The organism is Streptomyces goshikiensis, assembly GCF_014650555.1.
In the GTDB taxonomy this organism is placed as follows: Bacteria; Actinomycetota; Actinomycetes; order Streptomycetales; family Streptomycetaceae; genus Streptomyces; species Streptomyces goshikiensis.
This window is the reverse complement of record NZ_BMVE01000022.1, coordinates 56,309-71,468: the sequence shown is the minus strand read 5'-3', so window position 1 is coordinate 71,468 and position 15,160 is coordinate 56,309. Positions and strand designations below refer to the sequence as shown.

The 15,160-nt window shown below is 71.7% G+C and carries 17 protein-coding genes; 9 read left to right on the top strand and 8 right to left on the bottom strand.

All coding sequences use genetic code 11. The features are described from left to right. Positions 1-61 precede the first annotated feature (61 nt). Complete coding sequence (locus tag IE248_RS35800; protein ID WP_073796413.1) at positions 62-283, bottom strand: early set domain-containing protein; 222 nt, start codon at positions 281-283, stop codon at positions 62-64. Positions 284-657: 374 nt separating this feature from the next. Here IE248_RS35800 and IE248_RS35795 point away from each other — a divergent pair, with 374 nt between their 5' ends. From IE248_RS35795 to IE248_RS35765, 7 genes are all read left to right on the top strand, one after another. Continuing rightward, the gene (locus IE248_RS35795; protein WP_190032963.1) at positions 658-1,128 is read left to right on the top strand and encodes an SHOCT domain-containing protein; all 471 of its coding nucleotides are present in this window, start codon (positions 658-660) and stop codon (positions 1,126-1,128) included. A gap of 470 nt (positions 1,129-1,598) precedes the next feature. Continuing rightward, on the top strand, positions 1,599-2,591 hold the full coding sequence (gene ppk2 / locus IE248_RS35790) for a polyphosphate kinase 2 (protein ID WP_190032962.1): 993 nt from the start codon (positions 1,599-1,601) through the stop codon (positions 2,589-2,591). Between the two features lie 33 nt (positions 2,592-2,624). Then, entirely contained in the window at positions 2,625-3,764 is a 1,140-nt protein-coding gene (locus tag IE248_RS35785; protein WP_073796410.1) for a YihY/virulence factor BrkB family protein, read from the top strand. A gap of 7 nt (positions 3,765-3,771) precedes the next feature. Beyond that, positions 3,772-4,185, top strand: a complete 414-nt coding sequence (locus tag IE248_RS35780; RefSeq protein WP_073796409.1) for a phage holin family protein — start codon at positions 3,772-3,774, stop codon at positions 4,183-4,185. Then, entirely contained in the window at positions 4,182-4,586 is a 405-nt protein-coding gene (locus IE248_RS35775) for a DUF3618 domain-containing protein (RefSeq protein ID WP_073796408.1), read from the top strand. The genes IE248_RS35780 and IE248_RS35775 overlap by 4 nt, the downstream gene beginning before the upstream one ends. A gap of 118 nt (positions 4,587-4,704) precedes the next feature. After that, the gene (locus IE248_RS35770; RefSeq protein ID WP_037790688.1) at positions 4,705-4,941 is read left to right on the top strand and encodes a three-helix bundle dimerization domain-containing protein; all 237 of its coding nucleotides are present in this window, start codon (positions 4,705-4,707) and stop codon (positions 4,939-4,941) included. A gap of 82 nt (positions 4,942-5,023) precedes the next feature. After that, positions 5,024-5,233: an I78 family peptidase inhibitor gene (locus IE248_RS35765; protein WP_008737032.1), complete on the top strand. Its 210-nt coding sequence runs from the start codon at positions 5,024-5,026 to the stop codon at positions 5,231-5,233. A gap of 25 nt (positions 5,234-5,258) precedes the next feature. On the opposite strand, the gene IE248_RS35760 is transcribed toward IE248_RS35765, so the two are convergent. Both IE248_RS35760 and IE248_RS35755 read right to left on the bottom strand, forming a co-directional pair. Beyond that, the gene (locus IE248_RS35760; RefSeq protein ID WP_190032961.1) at positions 5,259-7,775 is read right to left on the bottom strand and encodes an NPP1 family protein; all 2,517 of its coding nucleotides are present in this window, start codon (positions 7,773-7,775) and stop codon (positions 5,259-5,261) included. Positions 7,776-7,933: 158 nt separating this feature from the next. Further along, positions 7,934-9,136: an erythromycin esterase family protein gene (locus tag IE248_RS35755; protein WP_190032960.1), complete on the bottom strand. Its 1,203-nt coding sequence runs from the start codon at positions 9,134-9,136 to the stop codon at positions 7,934-7,936. 58 nt (positions 9,137-9,194) lie between these two features. Here IE248_RS35755 and IE248_RS35750 point away from each other — a divergent pair, with 58 nt between their 5' ends. After that, positions 9,195-9,935: a TioE family transcriptional regulator gene (locus IE248_RS35750; protein WP_190032959.1), complete on the top strand. Its 741-nt coding sequence runs from the start codon at positions 9,195-9,197 to the stop codon at positions 9,933-9,935. 16 nt (positions 9,936-9,951) lie between these two features. Here the strand turns inward: IE248_RS35750 and IE248_RS35745 are convergent, their stop codons facing one another. Both IE248_RS35745 and IE248_RS35740 read right to left on the bottom strand, forming a co-directional pair. Further along, positions 9,952-10,227: a hypothetical protein gene (locus tag IE248_RS35745; RefSeq protein ID WP_037790685.1), complete on the bottom strand. Its 276-nt coding sequence runs from the start codon at positions 10,225-10,227 to the stop codon at positions 9,952-9,954. A gap of 197 nt (positions 10,228-10,424) precedes the next feature. Beyond that, positions 10,425-11,087 carry an EF-hand domain-containing protein gene (locus tag IE248_RS35740; RefSeq protein WP_190032958.1) on the bottom strand — a complete coding sequence of 221 codons (663 nt, stop codon included), beginning with the start codon at positions 11,085-11,087 and terminating at the stop codon, positions 10,425-10,427. A 161-nt stretch (positions 11,088-11,248) separates the two neighbouring features. Here IE248_RS35740 and IE248_RS35735 point away from each other — a divergent pair, with 161 nt between their 5' ends. After that, entirely contained in the window at positions 11,249-12,496 is a 1,248-nt protein-coding gene (locus tag IE248_RS35735) for a glycosyltransferase family 39 protein (RefSeq protein WP_229895773.1), read from the top strand. Positions 12,497-12,505: 9 nt separating this feature from the next. On the opposite strand, the gene IE248_RS35730 is transcribed toward IE248_RS35735, so the two are convergent. From IE248_RS35730 to IE248_RS35720, 3 genes are all read right to left on the bottom strand, one after another. Continuing rightward, on the bottom strand, positions 12,506-13,201 hold the full coding sequence (locus IE248_RS35730) for a hypothetical protein (protein ID WP_190032957.1): 696 nt from the start codon (positions 13,199-13,201) through the stop codon (positions 12,506-12,508). A gap of 74 nt (positions 13,202-13,275) precedes the next feature. Then, entirely contained in the window at positions 13,276-14,091 is an 816-nt protein-coding gene (locus tag IE248_RS35725) for a phosphatase PAP2 family protein (protein ID WP_229895772.1), read from the bottom strand. 72 nt (positions 14,092-14,163) lie between these two features. After that, the gene (locus IE248_RS35720; RefSeq protein ID WP_073796402.1) at positions 14,164-15,117 is read right to left on the bottom strand and encodes a YihY/virulence factor BrkB family protein; all 954 of its coding nucleotides are present in this window, start codon (positions 15,115-15,117) and stop codon (positions 14,164-14,166) included. Positions 15,118-15,160: the final 43 nt, after the last annotated feature.

Below are 15,160 nucleotides of genomic sequence, written 5' to 3'. Positions count from 1 at the left end.
TGTCCCCGCCTGCCCGGGCCGGCGGTGGGTATGCGGAACCGCGGCCGCCGGGGTCGGCGCACTAGAGGCGGAAGCGGCCGCCCCGTCCGTCGCGGTCGCCGCCCGTTTCGTCGTTGAACCAGTAATCACCGGCGGCCAGATACCGGCGGGAGAGCCCGCTCTCGCCGGGGATCTCGACGGTGGCCGCGAAATCGCCCACCACGGGGACCCGGCCGGGCGCAGCCTCCGCCGGCAGGGCGAAGGCGACCTTGGCGCGCTCCTTGCGCGGGGCAGGTTCCAGCATCAGCAGCTCCTCACAGCGGGGATGGGGTACGGGCTCATCGTCGGCGGCGGACCCGCCGCGCGCATGCCGGCGCCGGTGCCATCACCCGACCGCTACACCTGGTGACCGAAGAGATGCGAACTGCCACCATCCGTGCGAGTTTTGGTGATGGACGGCGCGCGGGAGCCCGAAGAGGGCGGCGCGCGTCCCCCGCACGCAGGGCCCGGTCGGGCCGGTAGTCACCTCGGCCGGGTCCTGTCGCGTCGGCTGGGTCCTGCACCCGGGCCTCGACCGGTCCGGTACGCGGCGGGATGCCGATGGGGGCCCGTGGATGCACGATGGTCACTACAAGAGGGCGTATGTCCCCCGGACACACGGCCACGTGGAGGGACGAATTGAACACTCAGGTGTACCTCGCGTACGACTTCCCGCTGTTGAGCGTCCTGTGGACCATGCTCGTGTTCGCCATCTGGGTCCTGTGGTTCTTCCTGCTCTTCAAGATCATCTTCGATATCTTCCGCGATGACTCCCTCGGCGGCTGGGGCAAGGCCGGCTGGCTCGTGTTCGTCATCGTGCTGCCGTTCCTCGGCGTCTTCGTCTACCTCATCGCCCGCGGCAAGGGCATGGGTCAGCGGGAGGTGGACCAGGCGCGCGCACAGCGCAAGGAGTTCGACTCCTACGTCCGCGAGGCGGCGGCCCCGCCGAGCAGTGCCGAACAGCTCGCCAAGCTGTCCGACCTGCGGGCGCGCGGAGACATCACGGACGAGGAGTTCCGCCAGGCGAAGGCGCTCGCCCTCGGCGGCGCCGTCCCGGAGAGCCACGCCACCTCGATCACCGGCCTCACCGGCGACGAACAGCAGCGCTGAGGAGCGCCCCGCCCGTGTGGGGGCCGTCACAGGTGTGATCTCCGGGTTACGGGACATACGCGTCTTCGGCTGGAGCTGAGCGGTTCCAGTGGGCTGGACCGTGCGCGCCGGCCTGACCGGCGCGCACGGCCCTCACTGAACCCGAGGGCCGCACCGGGAACGTCCGGTTCTGGAAGATCGTTCATCCAGACGCGGGCGAGTATGTGGGCGATACCCGTGCGGAACCGATAGCCTGCGGAGAAGGGCATCGGGCCGAACCCTTCCGGGCCACTGCGTCCAGCCCCCTCATACGCCCTGACCTGTCACCCCCCCCGGCCGGTCAGGGCCCGCCCCGTTCAGCCATCCCCCCCCCGGCTGGACGGGGCCCTTTGCGTTTCCGTCCCCGTACCGTCCCCTTACCGTCCTCGTCCCGCCCGGCGGCGCGCGTACCGTCCGGGGCATCACCGCTGTGTGTGGGGTACACGCAGGGTATGAACCAGTACCAGGAAGAGAGCGGATCGCAGCCCGAAGAGGTGCTGCTCGCGGGTCTGAGCGTGGACGCGACCCGGCCGGAGCAGCCGGTACTGCTCGACGCGTCCGGAGCGCCGATACGGACCTGGCGGGAGAACTACCCGTACGACCGGAAGGTCCGGCGGGTGGAGTACGAGCGGACGAAGCGCATCCTGCAGATCGAGCTGCTGAAGCTCCAGCGCTGGGTCAAGGACACCGGCGCCCGCGTGGTGGTGATCTGCGAGGGCCGGGACGCGGCCGGCAAAGGCGGCACCATCCAGCGATTCACCGAGCGGCTCAACCCGCGGAACGCCCACATCGTGGCCCTGGACAAGCCGAGCGAGCGGGAAGCCGGCCAGTGGTACTTCCAGCGCTACGTTGCCCACCTGCCCGGTCGCGGCGAGATCGTCTTCTTCGACCGCTCCTGGTACAACCGCGCCGGCGTGGAGAAGGTCATGGGGTTCTGCACGGAGGAGGAGTACCAGCGATTCCTGCGCCAGTGTCCGGCCTTCGAAGCGATGCTCGTCGAGGACGGCGTCCTGCTGATCAAGTTCTGGTTCTCGGTCTCCCGCGCCGAACAGCGCACCCGCTTCGCGATCCGCCAGGTCGACCCCGTACGCCAGTGGAAGCTCTCACCCACCGACGTCGCCTCCCTGGACCTGTGGGACGCCTACACCACCGCCAAGGTAGAGATGTTCCGCGCCACCGACACCGACCACGCACCGTGGACGGTGGTCAAGAGCAACGACAAGCGGCGCGGGAGGCTGGAGGCGATGCGCAGCCTGCTGTGCCGCCTGGACTACGCCAGCAAGGACGAGACGGCCGTCGGCCGGCCCGACCCGCTGATCGTCGGTGCCGCCGACACCCTCCTCGAAGCGGGCGAGGAACCGGCGGACCTCTCACCCACACCCCTGGGAGGTCCGCCCACCGGCCCCGGCCACCACCCGGGCCCGCGATTCACCGGCCCGTCGTGACATGAGTCGCGCTGAGATGGACAGCCGCAGGACATGACACACGAACCGAAGCCGGCACCCGGCGACGATCACGACGGCTCGCGAACCGGCCGCGCGAGCGGGGCCGGCCCCGGCCCCGAGGTGGAGGAGCGGGCGCCGGACCGGCTCTCGGACCTTCCCGGGCGGTCGTGGAAGGCCGTGCTGCGCGGCACGCTCAAGGAGTTCAAGGACGACGAGCTCGCCGACCGGGCCGCGGCGCTCACCTACTACGGGGTGCTCGCGCTCTTCCCGGCCCTCCTGGTGCTGGTGTCCCTGATCGGCCTCGCGGGCGAGTCCGCCACGAAGGAGGTCCTGGACAACGTGCAGAAGCTGGCACCCGGGTCCGCCCGCGACGTGGTCACCGATGCGGTGCAGCAGATCCAGGGCCATTCCGGGGTCGGATCCCTGCTGGCGATCGTCGGACTGGTCGTCGCCGTGTGGTCGGCGTCGGGCTACATCGCCGCGTTCATCCGGGCCTCGAACGCCGTCTACGACATGCCGGAGGGCCGGCCGGTGTGGAAGGTCCTGTCGCTGCGCATGGCCCTGACCGTCACGCTGATGGTGCTGGCCTGCGCCAGCGCGCTCATCGTGGTCTTCTCCGGCAACCTGGCCCGGCAGGTCGGCAGCTCCCTGGGGATCGGAGACACCGCCCTGACGGTGTGGTCGATCGTGAAATGGCCCGTCCTGGTCATCCTCGTCACCATCATGATCGCGCTGCTCTACTGGGCCGCGCCGAACGCCAAGGGCCGCGGATTCAAGTGGGTGAGCCCCGGCAGCTTCCTGGCGCTGGCGATCTGGATGGCGGCCTCGGCCGGTTTCGCGTTCTACGTCGCGAACTTCGGCTCCTACAACAAGACGTACGGCACCCTCGCCGGTGTGATCGTCTTCCTCGTCTGGCTGTGGATCACCAACCTGGCGATCCTCCTCGGGCTGGAGTTCGACGCGGAACTGGTCCGCCAGCGCGCGATCGCCGGCGGCCTGCCGGAAGGCGAGGAGCCCTACGTCCAGCCCCGGGACACCCGCGCGTGGAGCGACGAGGAAGCGGCGGAGCGCGGAGCGGTGACCGCGCGTGAACACGGCGAACCCGGGGAACCCGCGAGGAAGGCGGCCGACCCGCAGGTCGGCGCCTCTGATGGACCGAGGAAGGCAAGGTGACCTCGTCATGACCACGATGGAGCGGCCGGCCCGCCACACCGAGGAACCGGTGAGCGTGCTGGTCTCGCGAGCCTCGCAGCAGATCTCGGAGCTGGTCCGGGAGGAAATGCAGCTGGCCCGCGCGGAAATGACCCAGAAGGGCAAGCGCTTCGGGAGGGGCGGCGGCCTGTTCGGCGCCGCGGGGCTGCTCGGCATCCTGGCGGCCCAGGCGTTGGTGGCGGCCTGTATCGCCGCCCTCGCGCTGGTACTGCCGGTGTGGGCGGCAGCCCTCATCACCATGGCGGCGCTGGCGGCGATCGCCGCCGGGGTGGCCCTGGCCGGCAAGAAGCAGATCGACAAGGCAGGCACACCGGCCCCGCAGCAGACCATCGACAGCGTCAAGGCCGACGTGGCCGAGATCAAGGAGAAGGCACACCAATGAACGACGAAGCACGCACCAACATCGGGACCCCCGCCCCCGCCTCCGAGAGCCCCGCGCCCGAAGAACTGCGCGCGCAGATCGAGCGCACCCGCGACGAACTCGGGAAGACCGTCGAGGCGCTGGCGGCCAAGACCGACATCAAGGCCAGGGCGAAGCAGAAGGCGGCCGCCGTGAAGGGACAGGCCGCCGAGAAGGCCACCCTGGTGTCCGACCGGATCCGTACGAAGACCGAACGGGCCGCGCACCTGGTCAAGGACAAGACGGCCGACCCCGACCCGCTGTTCGACCAGGCCGGCCGGGCCGCGACGGCCGCCCGCGCCAACCGCACGCCGCTCCTCGTGGCGGCCGGCGCCGCCCTGGTCGTCGTCCTCCTGGTGCGCCGCAGCCGGGGCCGCCGGTAGCCCGGCGCGGCCCGGCGGCCGCCGCCGCATCTGGCTGATGATCTCCTTCCGGTTGCATTGTTTCCTCACGAATGTGGGCAGTCAGACTGAACTGGCATGGCTACAGAATTCAGGAGACATGACGCAGCGATTCCACGACGAGGACGGCACCCTCCAACACCTCGCCGACCGCCTCGCAGCCGCGTATCCCGATGTCGATGCCCGCATCGTCGAAGCCACGGTCGATGAAGTCAGCCGGGAGTTGAGGGGCGCGAAGCTGAAGACGTTCCTCCCGATCCTCGCCGAACGCAAAGCGCGTCTCGCCCTCGACCGGTATCGCGCCGCCCGGTCAGAGGGCGAGCCGGAAGGCGCCTGACGGGAACCGCCGCGTGCCCGCCGCCGAGAACCGCTGCCGCCTGTGGGGCGTCGGGACGACGGAGCCGGGGCAGACGAGAGCCATGACTGCTACCTCGCCCCCCGGCCCCGCCGACGAACCGGAACGCTACGTCGGTCTCGAAACAGGTGAGGCCGAGCGCCAAGCGCGCTCCCGGGGCTGGCGGATCCTGCGCTCGGTCCCGCCGGGCGCGATGGTGACCATGGAGTTCCGCCCCGGACGCCTCAACTTCGAGGTGGAGGCGGACCGGGTGAAGCGCGCCTGGCAGGGATGAGCGCTGCGGGTCCGGCCGCCCCGGGTCAGGGGGTGAGGTTGTCGCCTCCCTGGTTCTCCCATGCCTGGACGCGGTCGCCCTGGATGACGAGGTAGTCGGCCCGGTTGTCGCCGGTGACGTCTCGGAAGGCCACGGCGGTGTCCGGGTAGAAGGACTCCTTCGCGAAGTACTTGTGCTCGGTCCAGTTGCCGTCGGACATGCCCGTCATGTGGTTGACGTAGGCGTGCACGGCTCCGGTCCTGCCGACGACCAGGTAGTCGGCCTTCCGGTCGCCGTTGACGTCGCCCAGCCGCATGCGGGCGCGGGGCCCGGCCTTGGTGCCGGTGGCGAAGGTGTCGATCTTGGTCCAGGTCATGGTGTTCGGCACGTGGACGTGGGCGTCCATCGATCCCGCGGGGCCCACGACCAGATAGTCGTCCAGGCCGTCGCCGTTGACGTCTTCCAGGCGCACGTCCTCGCGGGTCCAGCCGAGACTGATACCGCTCTCGTCACCCGGCTTCTTCGTGCCGTGGTAGTACGGGAACACCCGGCCCTGCGCCTCCCAGTGGATCTTCCCGTCGCTGCCCGGCCTGTTGAGGAACGACCACAGGGAGCCCTTGGCGCCCAGGACGAGGTAGTCGTCCAGGCCGTCGCCGTTCATGTCGGCGAAGCGCACGGAGTCCCCGGGCTGGCCCACGCCGGGGGCGATGATGCCCTGGTCCACCCAGTGGATCCGGCCGTCCGCCCCCAGGGTGTTCAGCGCGGCCCGCACCGAACCGTCCGGGAAGATCTTCACGTAGTCGGCCCGGTGGTCACCGTTGAGCTGCACCAGGTCGATCCGGCCCGCCGGACCGCCCATCCCGGGGGCGATGACCCCCATCGGCTTCCAGCCCTTGCCCAGATCGGCGGCGGAGTCCACGCCGCAGGTCTTCGGGTCGCCCTCGGCGCCGTCCGGGGTGCGGATCCATCCGCGCTGGTGGGCGGTGGTGATCCCGGTGAAGAAGGCCTTGGCCATCTTCCGGTAGCCCGTGTCGTTCGGGTGGGAGGTCTCGGCCAGGTCGGACGGGGTGACCGCGCCCATGCCGACGAGCAGGACGTGCTTGCCCTGCCCGGCCCGCTGGGCCACCACGCCCGGCAGCGCCGCGTTGAACGCGTCGATCTTCGGCTGCATGCCCGCCTTGACCGACGGGATCAAAGTGGCGACCAGCACCGTCGCGCCGGGTGAGTCCGCGAGCACCTGGTCGATCAGAGCGCCCATCCGCTTGGGCGCTCCCGCGAGGTCGTGGCTCTGGTTCATGTCGTTGGTGCCGATGTGCAGGGTCACCACGTTCGGCTTCGTCCGGGCGACCGTGCAGTGGGCGATGGACGCCACCTGGTCGATGCGCCGTCCCGGGTAGCCCTCGTGGTCGTCGTCGGGCAGGCTCCCCGACTGTTGCGAGCCGACGAAGGCCACGTCATCGGTGTGCGCCTTGAGGGACTTCCACAGGTCGGCCCGGTAACTCGACTTGGTCGAGCTGCCCACCCCGTATGTGATCGAGTCCCCGAGGGGCATCACCCGCAGGTGCGCGCCGGTCGGGCCCGGGGTGCCGCCCGGTTCCCCGCCCGGTTCGTCCGGCTCGGGCGGGAACCCGGGGGAGCCCTCGTCGCGGTCGAAGTCGAACGAGATCAGCGGGACCGGTACTTCGGTGCAGATGACGGTGCCTTCGACGGTCGTCGTGCACTCGCTCTGCGGCGTCGAGATCGAGCCCTTGATGTTCGCCGCGAACTGCGAGTCCATGATGCCGATGGTGGCCTTGCCGAAGTCGTACTCGAACAGGTCGTCGCGCAGTCCGCCCGGAAAGCCGTTGTAGGACACCAGGGTCGAGCGCCGCCACTGGCCGTAGTGGTTCTCGGGCGGTTCGTCGCCCGCCGTCGCGAACCGGAACGCGTGGGTGGCCCCGCCGTCCTTGTGATAGACGATCTTCGGGTGGTTCCCCTCCCAGTGGACCTTGTCGGCGGCCATGACCTTGTACCCGCCGTGCGCCGAGGCGCCCACGTACTCGGCCTTGTCGTTGCGGACCCAGACCGCGATGTGCTCCCAGTCGTGGACGTGCCCGCCGGCGTCGGCGACGTTCTGTACGGCGACGTCCTTCTCGAAGTAGTAGTCGTAGAGGTAGACGCACCAGCCGGAGTTGCAGCGCTGGCGGGAGTAGGCGTTGGTGTTGTCCAGGTCCGACCGGTCGCGGCAGTCGCGTTCACCGGTGGTGTTGTTGTGGCCGAGGCCTTCGGAGATCCGGCCGTCGGGCCCGATGGCCGGGACGTTGTAGCAGCCGTCGGTGTCGTAGTCGAGGGCCGGCTGCCACTTCAGGTCCGCCGCGGTGGCGTTCTGCGGGAGGGCGCGCGGCGGGTCGGCGGCGGCCGCAGCCGCGGGCGGGGCAGGGAGGACGACGAGGCCCAGCAACAGCAGGACGGCGAGAGCGGCGCCGCCGGCGGCGCCGGCGAGCCCTCCGCGCGGACCGCGGTGCGCGCGTCTCGCTCTCTTCGCGGCGACGACCGGTGGGGTCGCCGATATTGCAAGGTGCATGCCAACTCTTTCTGTGGGGAGGCCCGTGAAGCCCGAGCGACCCGCGGTCCTCCGTAACGCAAAGGATCATGCACACCGGTGTCCACAATCCAGTCCGGACAGGAGCGGACTACTGTCCACTCCTGTCCGGCCCGGCACGATCCGAAAGAGGGGCCCTCCTAGCTCTGCGGCACGTCCTTGACGAACACGAGGCCGTCGCTGTTCTCCAGATGGGCCGGGTCGAACGGCGCGTAGCCGAACCAGGGGGACACGCGGCGCCCGAGCGGTGTGCCGCCGAGTGCGGTGGCCAGCCGGGGGGCGTCGATGACGCAGCGGTCCTCCGGGAGCGCGTACAGGGCTCCTTCGACGGTGTCCGGCGCCGGTGTGTCCACCCCCTGGTGCCGGATCGTGCCAAGGGCTGTCGCCACGAAGGCGTACTCCGCGCCGAGTTGGGCGCTGACCAGGGCGCCGGCGCTCCACCACTCCACCGGCCCCTGCCACATCTGCATCGTGCTCTTCTCCCGTTGCAGATGGGAGTTGTGGGCATGGACGAGGGCCGGGCCGCGCGCGGCGACGGCGAGCAGGTTGTGGGCCATCATCGTGTCCCGCGACGCGCACAGCCGCGCCATGCGGGCCGGAGAGGTGTCGGCCATCCCGTGGTGGTAGCGCAGCAAACCGGTCGCGGTGCGCCCGTACAGGCGCGCCCGGTCCCAGTCGTCCCGCCCGGTCGCCGTGATCAGGTGCGGCGTCTGCGCGTCGAGCAGTGCCACGAGCTCGTCGGCGAGCAGCCGCAGCCGGCCGGCCTCGGCCGACCGCCCCACGGACCGGGCCGGGTCCGTCATCGCGGCGGGATCGGTCCACCGTTCGTCCGCGCCGAGCAGACGGTCGAGCGTTTCCGCGGTGCAGGGGAGGAGGTCCGCGTCCACCCCGGCCGAGAGGTAGCCGTGGAGTGCGGTGAGGGCCTGCCGGGGGCTCGCGGCGCCGGAGATCTCCAGCGGGCCGTCGAAGCCGGCGAAGCGGACCCGCTCGGATGCGGGCCGGCCCTCGTTGTGGGCGCGCATCCAGCGCACGAGCTCGCGGTTGGCCGGGAGGGAGCCCCAGGCGTGGCTGAAGCCGCGCTCCACGGCCTCGTCGAGGGTGCCCGTGCCCGAGGTGACGTAGTCGTCGACGACCAGGCCCATGAGGCAGTCGCTCTCGATCGCGATCGTCCGATAGCCCTCCTGTTCGACGAACTGGCGGAAGAGCTCGTTGCGCAAGCGGAGCAGCGCGTCCTCGCCGTGGGTGGGCTCACCCAGGGCCAGCAGCCGGGGCCGGTCCGGGAGCAGCCCCATGACGGCGGCAGCGTCGACGGTACGCACGGCGTCCTTGATGTCAGTAGCCATGCCTTCAACGGTATCGGTGAACTTTCGGTGGAAACTTTTCCCCGATAACGTCGGCCTCATGCGGCAAAACCTTCAAAGCGGTGAGCGGCTCAGGCCGGTCGATCTGGCGCGCGGGCACGGTCTGTCCACACAGGCGGTCAGGAACTACGAGGAGGCCGGGATCCTCCCCGCCGCCGCGCGGACCGCCCACGGCTACCGCACCTACACCTCGGTGCACGCGAGCGCCCTGCGCGCGTTCGTCGCCCTGGTTCCCGGCCACGGCCACCAGACGGCGACGTCGATCATGCGGGCGGTGAACCAGGACGCGGTGGAGGAGGCGTTCCGGCTCATCGACGAGAGCCACGCACAGCTCCTCGACGACCGGCGCACCCTCCGGGCCGTGGAGAACGCGCTGCGCGACCTGGGTCCCACCACGGCGTCCGAGCCCGGCGACACGTTCATCGGGCCGCTGGCCGACCGGCTCGGCATCAGGCCGGCGACGCTGCGCGCATGGGAGCGCGCCGAGCTGGTGCGCCCGCGCCGAGACCCGCGGACCGGGTACCGCGTCTACGACGAGAAGGACGTACGGGACGCCCGGATGGCCCACCAACTCAGGCGGGGCGGTTACCTGCTGGAGCAGATCGCCCCGCTGATCGCCCAAGTGCGGACGGCCGGCGGTCTGGAGCCGCTGGAGGCCGCCCTGGGCGACTGGCACGGCCGGCTGTCCGCCCGCGGGCGGGCGATGCTGGCCGGCGCGGCAGAGCTGGAGGCGTACCTCCGCAAGCGCGGACGGGACGCCGATGCCCACGCCCACCCGTGATGCCCGCGGCGCGGGGCTATCGGGGCTCGTGCGCCGCCGCGCGGCAGGCGCCGTTCGCGGCGCCGCCGGGCACCCCGGCTCCGGTCAGCCCGTTCACACAGCCCTGGAGGTCGCCGTTCACGCCGCGGTGGCAGGCCGCGGTGACCGCTTCGGTGGCGCCCGCCCCCGCCTGGGTGGCCATGCCGGTGCAGGCGGGGATGTCCGCCTGGGCGGCGGGGGCGGCGAGAGCCGCGCCGCCGAGCGCGAGGGTCAGGCCGGTGAGGACACCGGCGACGCGGGTTGACGTGCGCATGGGAGTCGCACCTGCTTTCCGGGATGTCACACGGAGGAAGGACGACGCCCGGCAGGGCTCACGGAGGCGCGCCTCCCGCTGCTTCCACCGTACGACCGGGGGCGCCCCGCCACGAGCGGACCGCGGCGCGCCGCCCCGCCACGCCCGGGCTCCCGGCGCGGGCTCGACGGGCGGCCGTGCGTGCGCGCCGGCCGGGCTCAAGGCGCCGTGTGAGGAGGCACCGTGTGAGGAGGGCTCGGGGTGTAGCGGGGGAGGGGGCCGTAGAGCCAGTTGCCGGGGAGGTCGGGGTCGGTGCCGGTGAAGTACTCGTGGAACGCCTGGGCGAGTTCGTCATGGCTGATGCGACCGTCGCCGTCACGGTCCAGACGGGTGAAGGCGGTGGCGGCGGCGTCGGCGGGCACGCCGTAGGCGGCGAGCCAGCGGGTGAACTCGGCGGCCTGGAGGTGCTGGTCGCCGTCCGTGTCCATCGCGGTCATGACGGCTTCGACGACGGGCAGGACGGCGGTGCCGAAGTCGGTCTCGCGGGAGACGCCGTACCAGGCGGTGGCGAACTCGTCCTCGTCGAGCTCCGCGTCCATCCCGCGCCCGAGCTCGGCGGCCATGCGTGCCCAGCCCGCGTCGTACTCGGCCCGCAGCTTCCGCGCGGTGGCGGAGTCAGGCGCCTGACCTGCGGCTTCCGCCAGGCGTTCGGCGATCGCGTCGTAGTCGGCCTTGGTGACCCGGCCGTCGCCGTCCTGATCGAACAAGCCGAACCGGTTGTGCAGTTTGGCCAAGATGAGCTCGTCCACGGCGTTCCGCCCGCTTCCCTCGATGGTGGTGTCCTGTCCCCGGGGGAACGACCCGTGAGCCCCTTGGGTCACCGCTCCCACCACGTCCCTCGCCCGTCCGGCGGCGTCCGGGAACCACCCGGCCCCCGGGCAGGGGACCCGCGGGCCACGTCGTACCGTGTGGGTCTCAGCACGCGCACCCGGGTTCCATAGCGGCCGCCCGGCGCGCCCGGAACGGCCCGACAGGACGTCACGTGACACAGACCCGGATACGCGCCGGTTCGGACGGTTCGGTGAGGGGACGGCGAGCGGCGCCCCGTCCCGCCACGAAGGCCTCCGGGGCCGCGGCGGGCGGCGCGTGGGCCTCCTTGCGGCGCGCGTGGGCGGCGCTCGTGCTGCACGCCGCCCTGCGGCTGGCGGGTGTCGGCGTACTCGCCGTCTGGGCCCACCGCAAGGGGCTCGGACTCCACGAGGTGCTGGCGACGCGGTGGGACTCCCTCTTCTACCTGAGCATCGCCGAAAACGGCTACACCGGCCCCATGGAGCCGGCCTGTCAGCTCGGCGGCCCCACCTGCAAGCTGGCCTTCTTCCCCGTGTACCCCTGGCTCACCAGGGGCGTGTCCGCGGTGACGGGACTCCCCGTCAGCTGGGCCGCGTGGGCCGTCGCCCTGCTGGCATCGCTGATCGCCGCGTGGGGCGTCTTCGCGGTCGCGGAGAAGCTGCACGGAACGCGGGTCGCCTTCTTCGCCGTGGCCCTGTACGCGATCGTCCCGCACGCTCTGGTGCAGTCGATGGCCTACACCGAGCCGCTGTTCGTGGCCCTTGCCGCCTGGTCCCTGTACGCCGTCCTGTCGCGCTCCTGGCTCACGGCCGGGGTGCTGGCCATGGTCGCCGGAGCCACCCGGCCGTCCGGGTCCGCGGTGGTGGCCGCGGTCGTCCTGTCCGCCCTGTGGACGCTCCTCGCGTCCTTCCGCTCCCGGGGCGGGAGCGCCGGGCGGCGGCACACCGCGCGGCTGTGCGCCGCGGTGGTCCTCGCCCCGCTGGGCTGGACCGCGTTCTTCGTCTGGGTCGGCCACCGGCTGGGCCGGTGGGACGGCTACTTCATCGAGCAGCGTGCCTGGGGGTCCACCTTCGACGGAGGCCGCTACACCCTGGAACAGATCCGGCGCCTGTTCACGGCGCCCGACACCACCCTCAACCAGGTGGTGGTCGCGCTCACGGTGGCCGCCGCCGTCATCCTCCTGATCGTGCTCCTCACCCAGCGTCCGCCGGCCGCGGTGTGGATCTACACCGCGGTGCTGGTCCTGATAGCCGTGGGCGGCGCAGGCTTCTTCCACTCCAAGGCGCGCTTCCTGCTGCCGGCGTTCCCGCTGCTCTTTCCCCTGGCCGCGGCGCTCGCCCGGGCACGGCGCACCACGGTCGTATGGGTCCTGGCCTCGGCGACCGCGCTGTCGGCCCTCTACGGCGGCTACCTCGTCCTGGTCTGGCACCGCTCACCCTGACACGGGAACTCAGACGCCCCGCTCTCGCCCGAGAGCCTCGCGCAGACCGGCGTCGGCTCCGTCGCCGAAGGTCGTGCCGAGGTGGTGGAGCTGGGCGCGCCGTTGCGCGTCGCCCCGCCCGACCAGGTCCGTGGCCCACGCGGCCTTCCGCTCGCCGGTGACTCCGGCCGCCTCGTGGAACAGCGCGTACAGGGCGTACCAGCGCACGGAGCCGTCGTCGTCCTCGGCCAGCCGCAGGAGGGCCTCGACGACCCGGTCCTGCGCGCGCTCGGGGTCGGCCAGGCAGGGCAGCGCGGCGGCGACCGCGAAACGTACCGGCTGCGCCGCGTGGGCCTGATGGCCGAGGACCAGATCGAGGGTCTCGTGGGCGTTGTGGTAGCCGAGGACGGAGATCAGCCATCCGAGGACCCAGGCGTCCGGCTCGCTGGGGATCTCCGTTAGGACGGCCTCGACCGTCTCCGCGGTGAACGGCCGACGGCCCTCCTCGTCATGGGCACCCAGCTCGCGCAGAACCCGCGCCCCCAGCTCCCGCTGCGCCGGCTCCCCGTGCCCCAGCAGGGACGCCGCACGCTCGAAGACGTGCTGGGTGGGCCGCCCGTGCAAGGCGACCAGGCAGGGGACGGGACCGTCATCCTCCCGGCGGATCTCATCCAGGGCGCCCACGAACAAGCCGTCCGTGTCCGCACCGACTTCATCGATCCCCATGCCGCTCTCTCTCGCGCGCGATGTTCCGATCATCAGTATCGGCTCCGCGGCTCCCACGCCCTCACCGCCGACCGTCAGGACGGGCGGCGGGCCGCCAAGGAGGCCTCGGGGTCGTCGGCGGAGGAGAGTTCGGGTTCCAGGCCCTCGCCGACCGCCGTACGACGGCGCCCGGTGTCGGCCCGCCAGGCCTCGAAGACCAGGGTGGTCGCGGTGACCACGGCGATGCCGAGCAGCCAGCCCCCCACGACGTCGCTCACCCAGTGCACCCCGAGGGCGACCCGGGTGTAGCCCACCCCCAGGACCGCCGTCACCGCGAACGCCCAGGGCACCGCCCGCCAGGCGCGCGGCACCAGCGGGAGCAGGACCAGGAGGAGGACGGCGCAGGAGGTCGTCGCCGTCATGGCGTGACCGGAGGGGAAGGAGAAGCCGGGCGCGTGGGCGACGGGCTCCGGCAGGTGCGGACGGGCCCGCTCCACGGCGTTCTTGACCAGGAGCCCGATCAGGGCGCTGGACGTCGCCGTGACGCCGGCCCAGGTCGCCAGCCGCCAGGCCCGTCGGCTCAGGAGCCACACCACCAGGGCCGCCACCAGCAGGCGCATCGTCACCGGGTCCCACACCACACCGGTGAGGAAGTCCAGGAAGCGCACCCAGGCCGGGTGTTCGAGGGCGGTGCGGTGCAGCCGCTCCGCGGTGGTCCGGTCGAGGCGGTGCAGCGGCGCCCACTGGGACTCGACGAGCACCAGGGCCAGGGCGAACGGCACCGCGACGACGGCCGTCGCCGTCACCGTCAGCACGAGTCTGCGGCCGAACGCCGCGTCGGGCCCGGAGTGCCGGGAGATCAGTGCTCGGACGGTGTCGAGCCGTCGGGTTCGTGCGGTGCGCTGTGCCATGGGGGCGCAGTCTCCCTTCAGGAGTGGGAAAACGGCCGGGTGGGTGTGAGTGTGGGTGTGTGTGGCGTGGTGTCAGACACCCGGGTCCCGGGTGACCGGCTCCTTCGTCCCGGCGCGCACGGCTTCCAGCTGCGCCGCGAAGGACAGGCCGAGGAACAGCGCCAGGGACGTGAGGTAGGACCACAGCAGCAGGGACATGATCGCGCTGAGGGGCCCGTAGACGCTGGTGAAGGAGCTGCTCGCGCCGACGTACAGGCTCAGGGCCCCGGTGGCGACGAGCCACAGCACCAGGTAGACGACGGCGCCGAAGGCGAGCCAGGTGTAGCCGGGCTGGGCGCGGCGCGGCGAGAGGCGGAAGATCGCGCTGGTGGCCAGCACCGCCAGCAGCACGCCGACCGGCCAGCGCAGGAGGTCCCAGGCGCGGGTGGTGGCCGGGGTGAAGTGGTAGACCTCGGCGAACGCGTGCGTCAGGTGGGAGCCGAGGACCGTGAGGACGAAGCTGAGCCCCAGGGGGAGCCCCGCCAGGGCGGCCATGACCAGGCCGCGCGAGTACTTGAGCAGGAACGGCCGGTCGCGTTCGTTGCCGTAGATGCGGTTGGCGCCGCGCTCTACCTGGCACAGGCTCGTGGTGACGTTGACGAGGGAGAACAACAGGCCCAGCCAGAGGGCCGCCTGGCCGCCGTCGCCGGCGTGCCGGCGGCTCTCGCGCAGGGCCTCGTCGACCATCTCCTGACTGGGGCCGCTGGTGATCCGGCTGATCGTGAGCTCGGCCACGCGCCCCACGCCCTCGGTGTGCAGGACGCTGGAGAGGCCGATCGCGGCGATGGCCAGCGGCACGATCGACAGGACGGTCTGGAGGGCGAGGGCGCGGGAGTGGCTGAAGCCGTCCGCGTAGCGGAAGCGTATGAAGGAGTCCCTGGCCAGGCTCCAGCTCCCGTAGCGGCGGAGGGCGGCCCATGCCTCGTCGCCCGACAGCTCGTCGCCCTGCACGTCGCGTCGCTGTGGTACCCGGGTGGCGGTTCCCATCGTCTCGTCATCCTGACTGTGTGTGCTCCGGCGCGGTGGGCGC

Coding starts and splice junctions, on each gene's coding strand:
- IE248_RS35800 (WP_073796413.1), bottom strand. CDS start 283: ATGCTGGAACCTGCCCCGCGCAAGGAGCGCGCCAAGGTCGCCTTCGCC.
- ppk2 (WP_190032962.1), top strand. CDS start 1,599: ATGAACCAGTACCAGGAAGAGAGCGGATCGCAGCCCGAAGAGGTGCTG.
- IE248_RS35785 (WP_073796410.1), top strand. CDS start 2,625: ATGACACACGAACCGAAGCCGGCACCCGGCGACGATCACGACGGCTCG.
- IE248_RS35780 (WP_073796409.1), top strand. CDS start 3,772: ATGACCACGATGGAGCGGCCGGCCCGCCACACCGAGGAACCGGTGAGC.
- IE248_RS35775 (WP_073796408.1), top strand. CDS start 4,182: ATGAACGACGAAGCACGCACCAACATCGGGACCCCCGCCCCCGCCTCC.
- IE248_RS35770 (WP_037790688.1), top strand. CDS start 4,705: ATGACGCAGCGATTCCACGACGAGGACGGCACCCTCCAACACCTCGCC.
- IE248_RS35765 (WP_008737032.1), top strand. CDS start 5,024: ATGACTGCTACCTCGCCCCCCGGCCCCGCCGACGAACCGGAACGCTAC.
- IE248_RS35760 (WP_190032961.1), bottom strand. CDS start 7,775: ATGCACCTTGCAATATCGGCGACCCCACCGGTCGTCGCCGCGAAGAGA.
- IE248_RS35755 (WP_190032960.1), bottom strand. CDS start 9,136: ATGGCTACTGACATCAAGGACGCCGTGCGTACCGTCGACGCTGCCGCC.
- IE248_RS35750 (WP_190032959.1), top strand. CDS start 9,195: ATGCGGCAAAACCTTCAAAGCGGTGAGCGGCTCAGGCCGGTCGATCTG.
- IE248_RS35745 (WP_037790685.1), bottom strand. CDS start 10,227: ATGCGCACGTCAACCCGCGTCGCCGGTGTCCTCACCGGCCTGACCCTC.
- IE248_RS35730 (WP_190032957.1), bottom strand. CDS start 13,201: ATGGGGATCGATGAAGTCGGTGCGGACACGGACGGCTTGTTCGTGGGC.
- IE248_RS35725 (WP_229895772.1), bottom strand. CDS start 14,091: ATGGCACAGCGCACCGCACGAACCCGACGGCTCGACACCGTCCGAGCA.
- IE248_RS35720 (WP_073796402.1), bottom strand. CDS start 15,117: ATGGGAACCGCCACCCGGGTACCACAGCGACGCGACGTGCAGGGCGAC.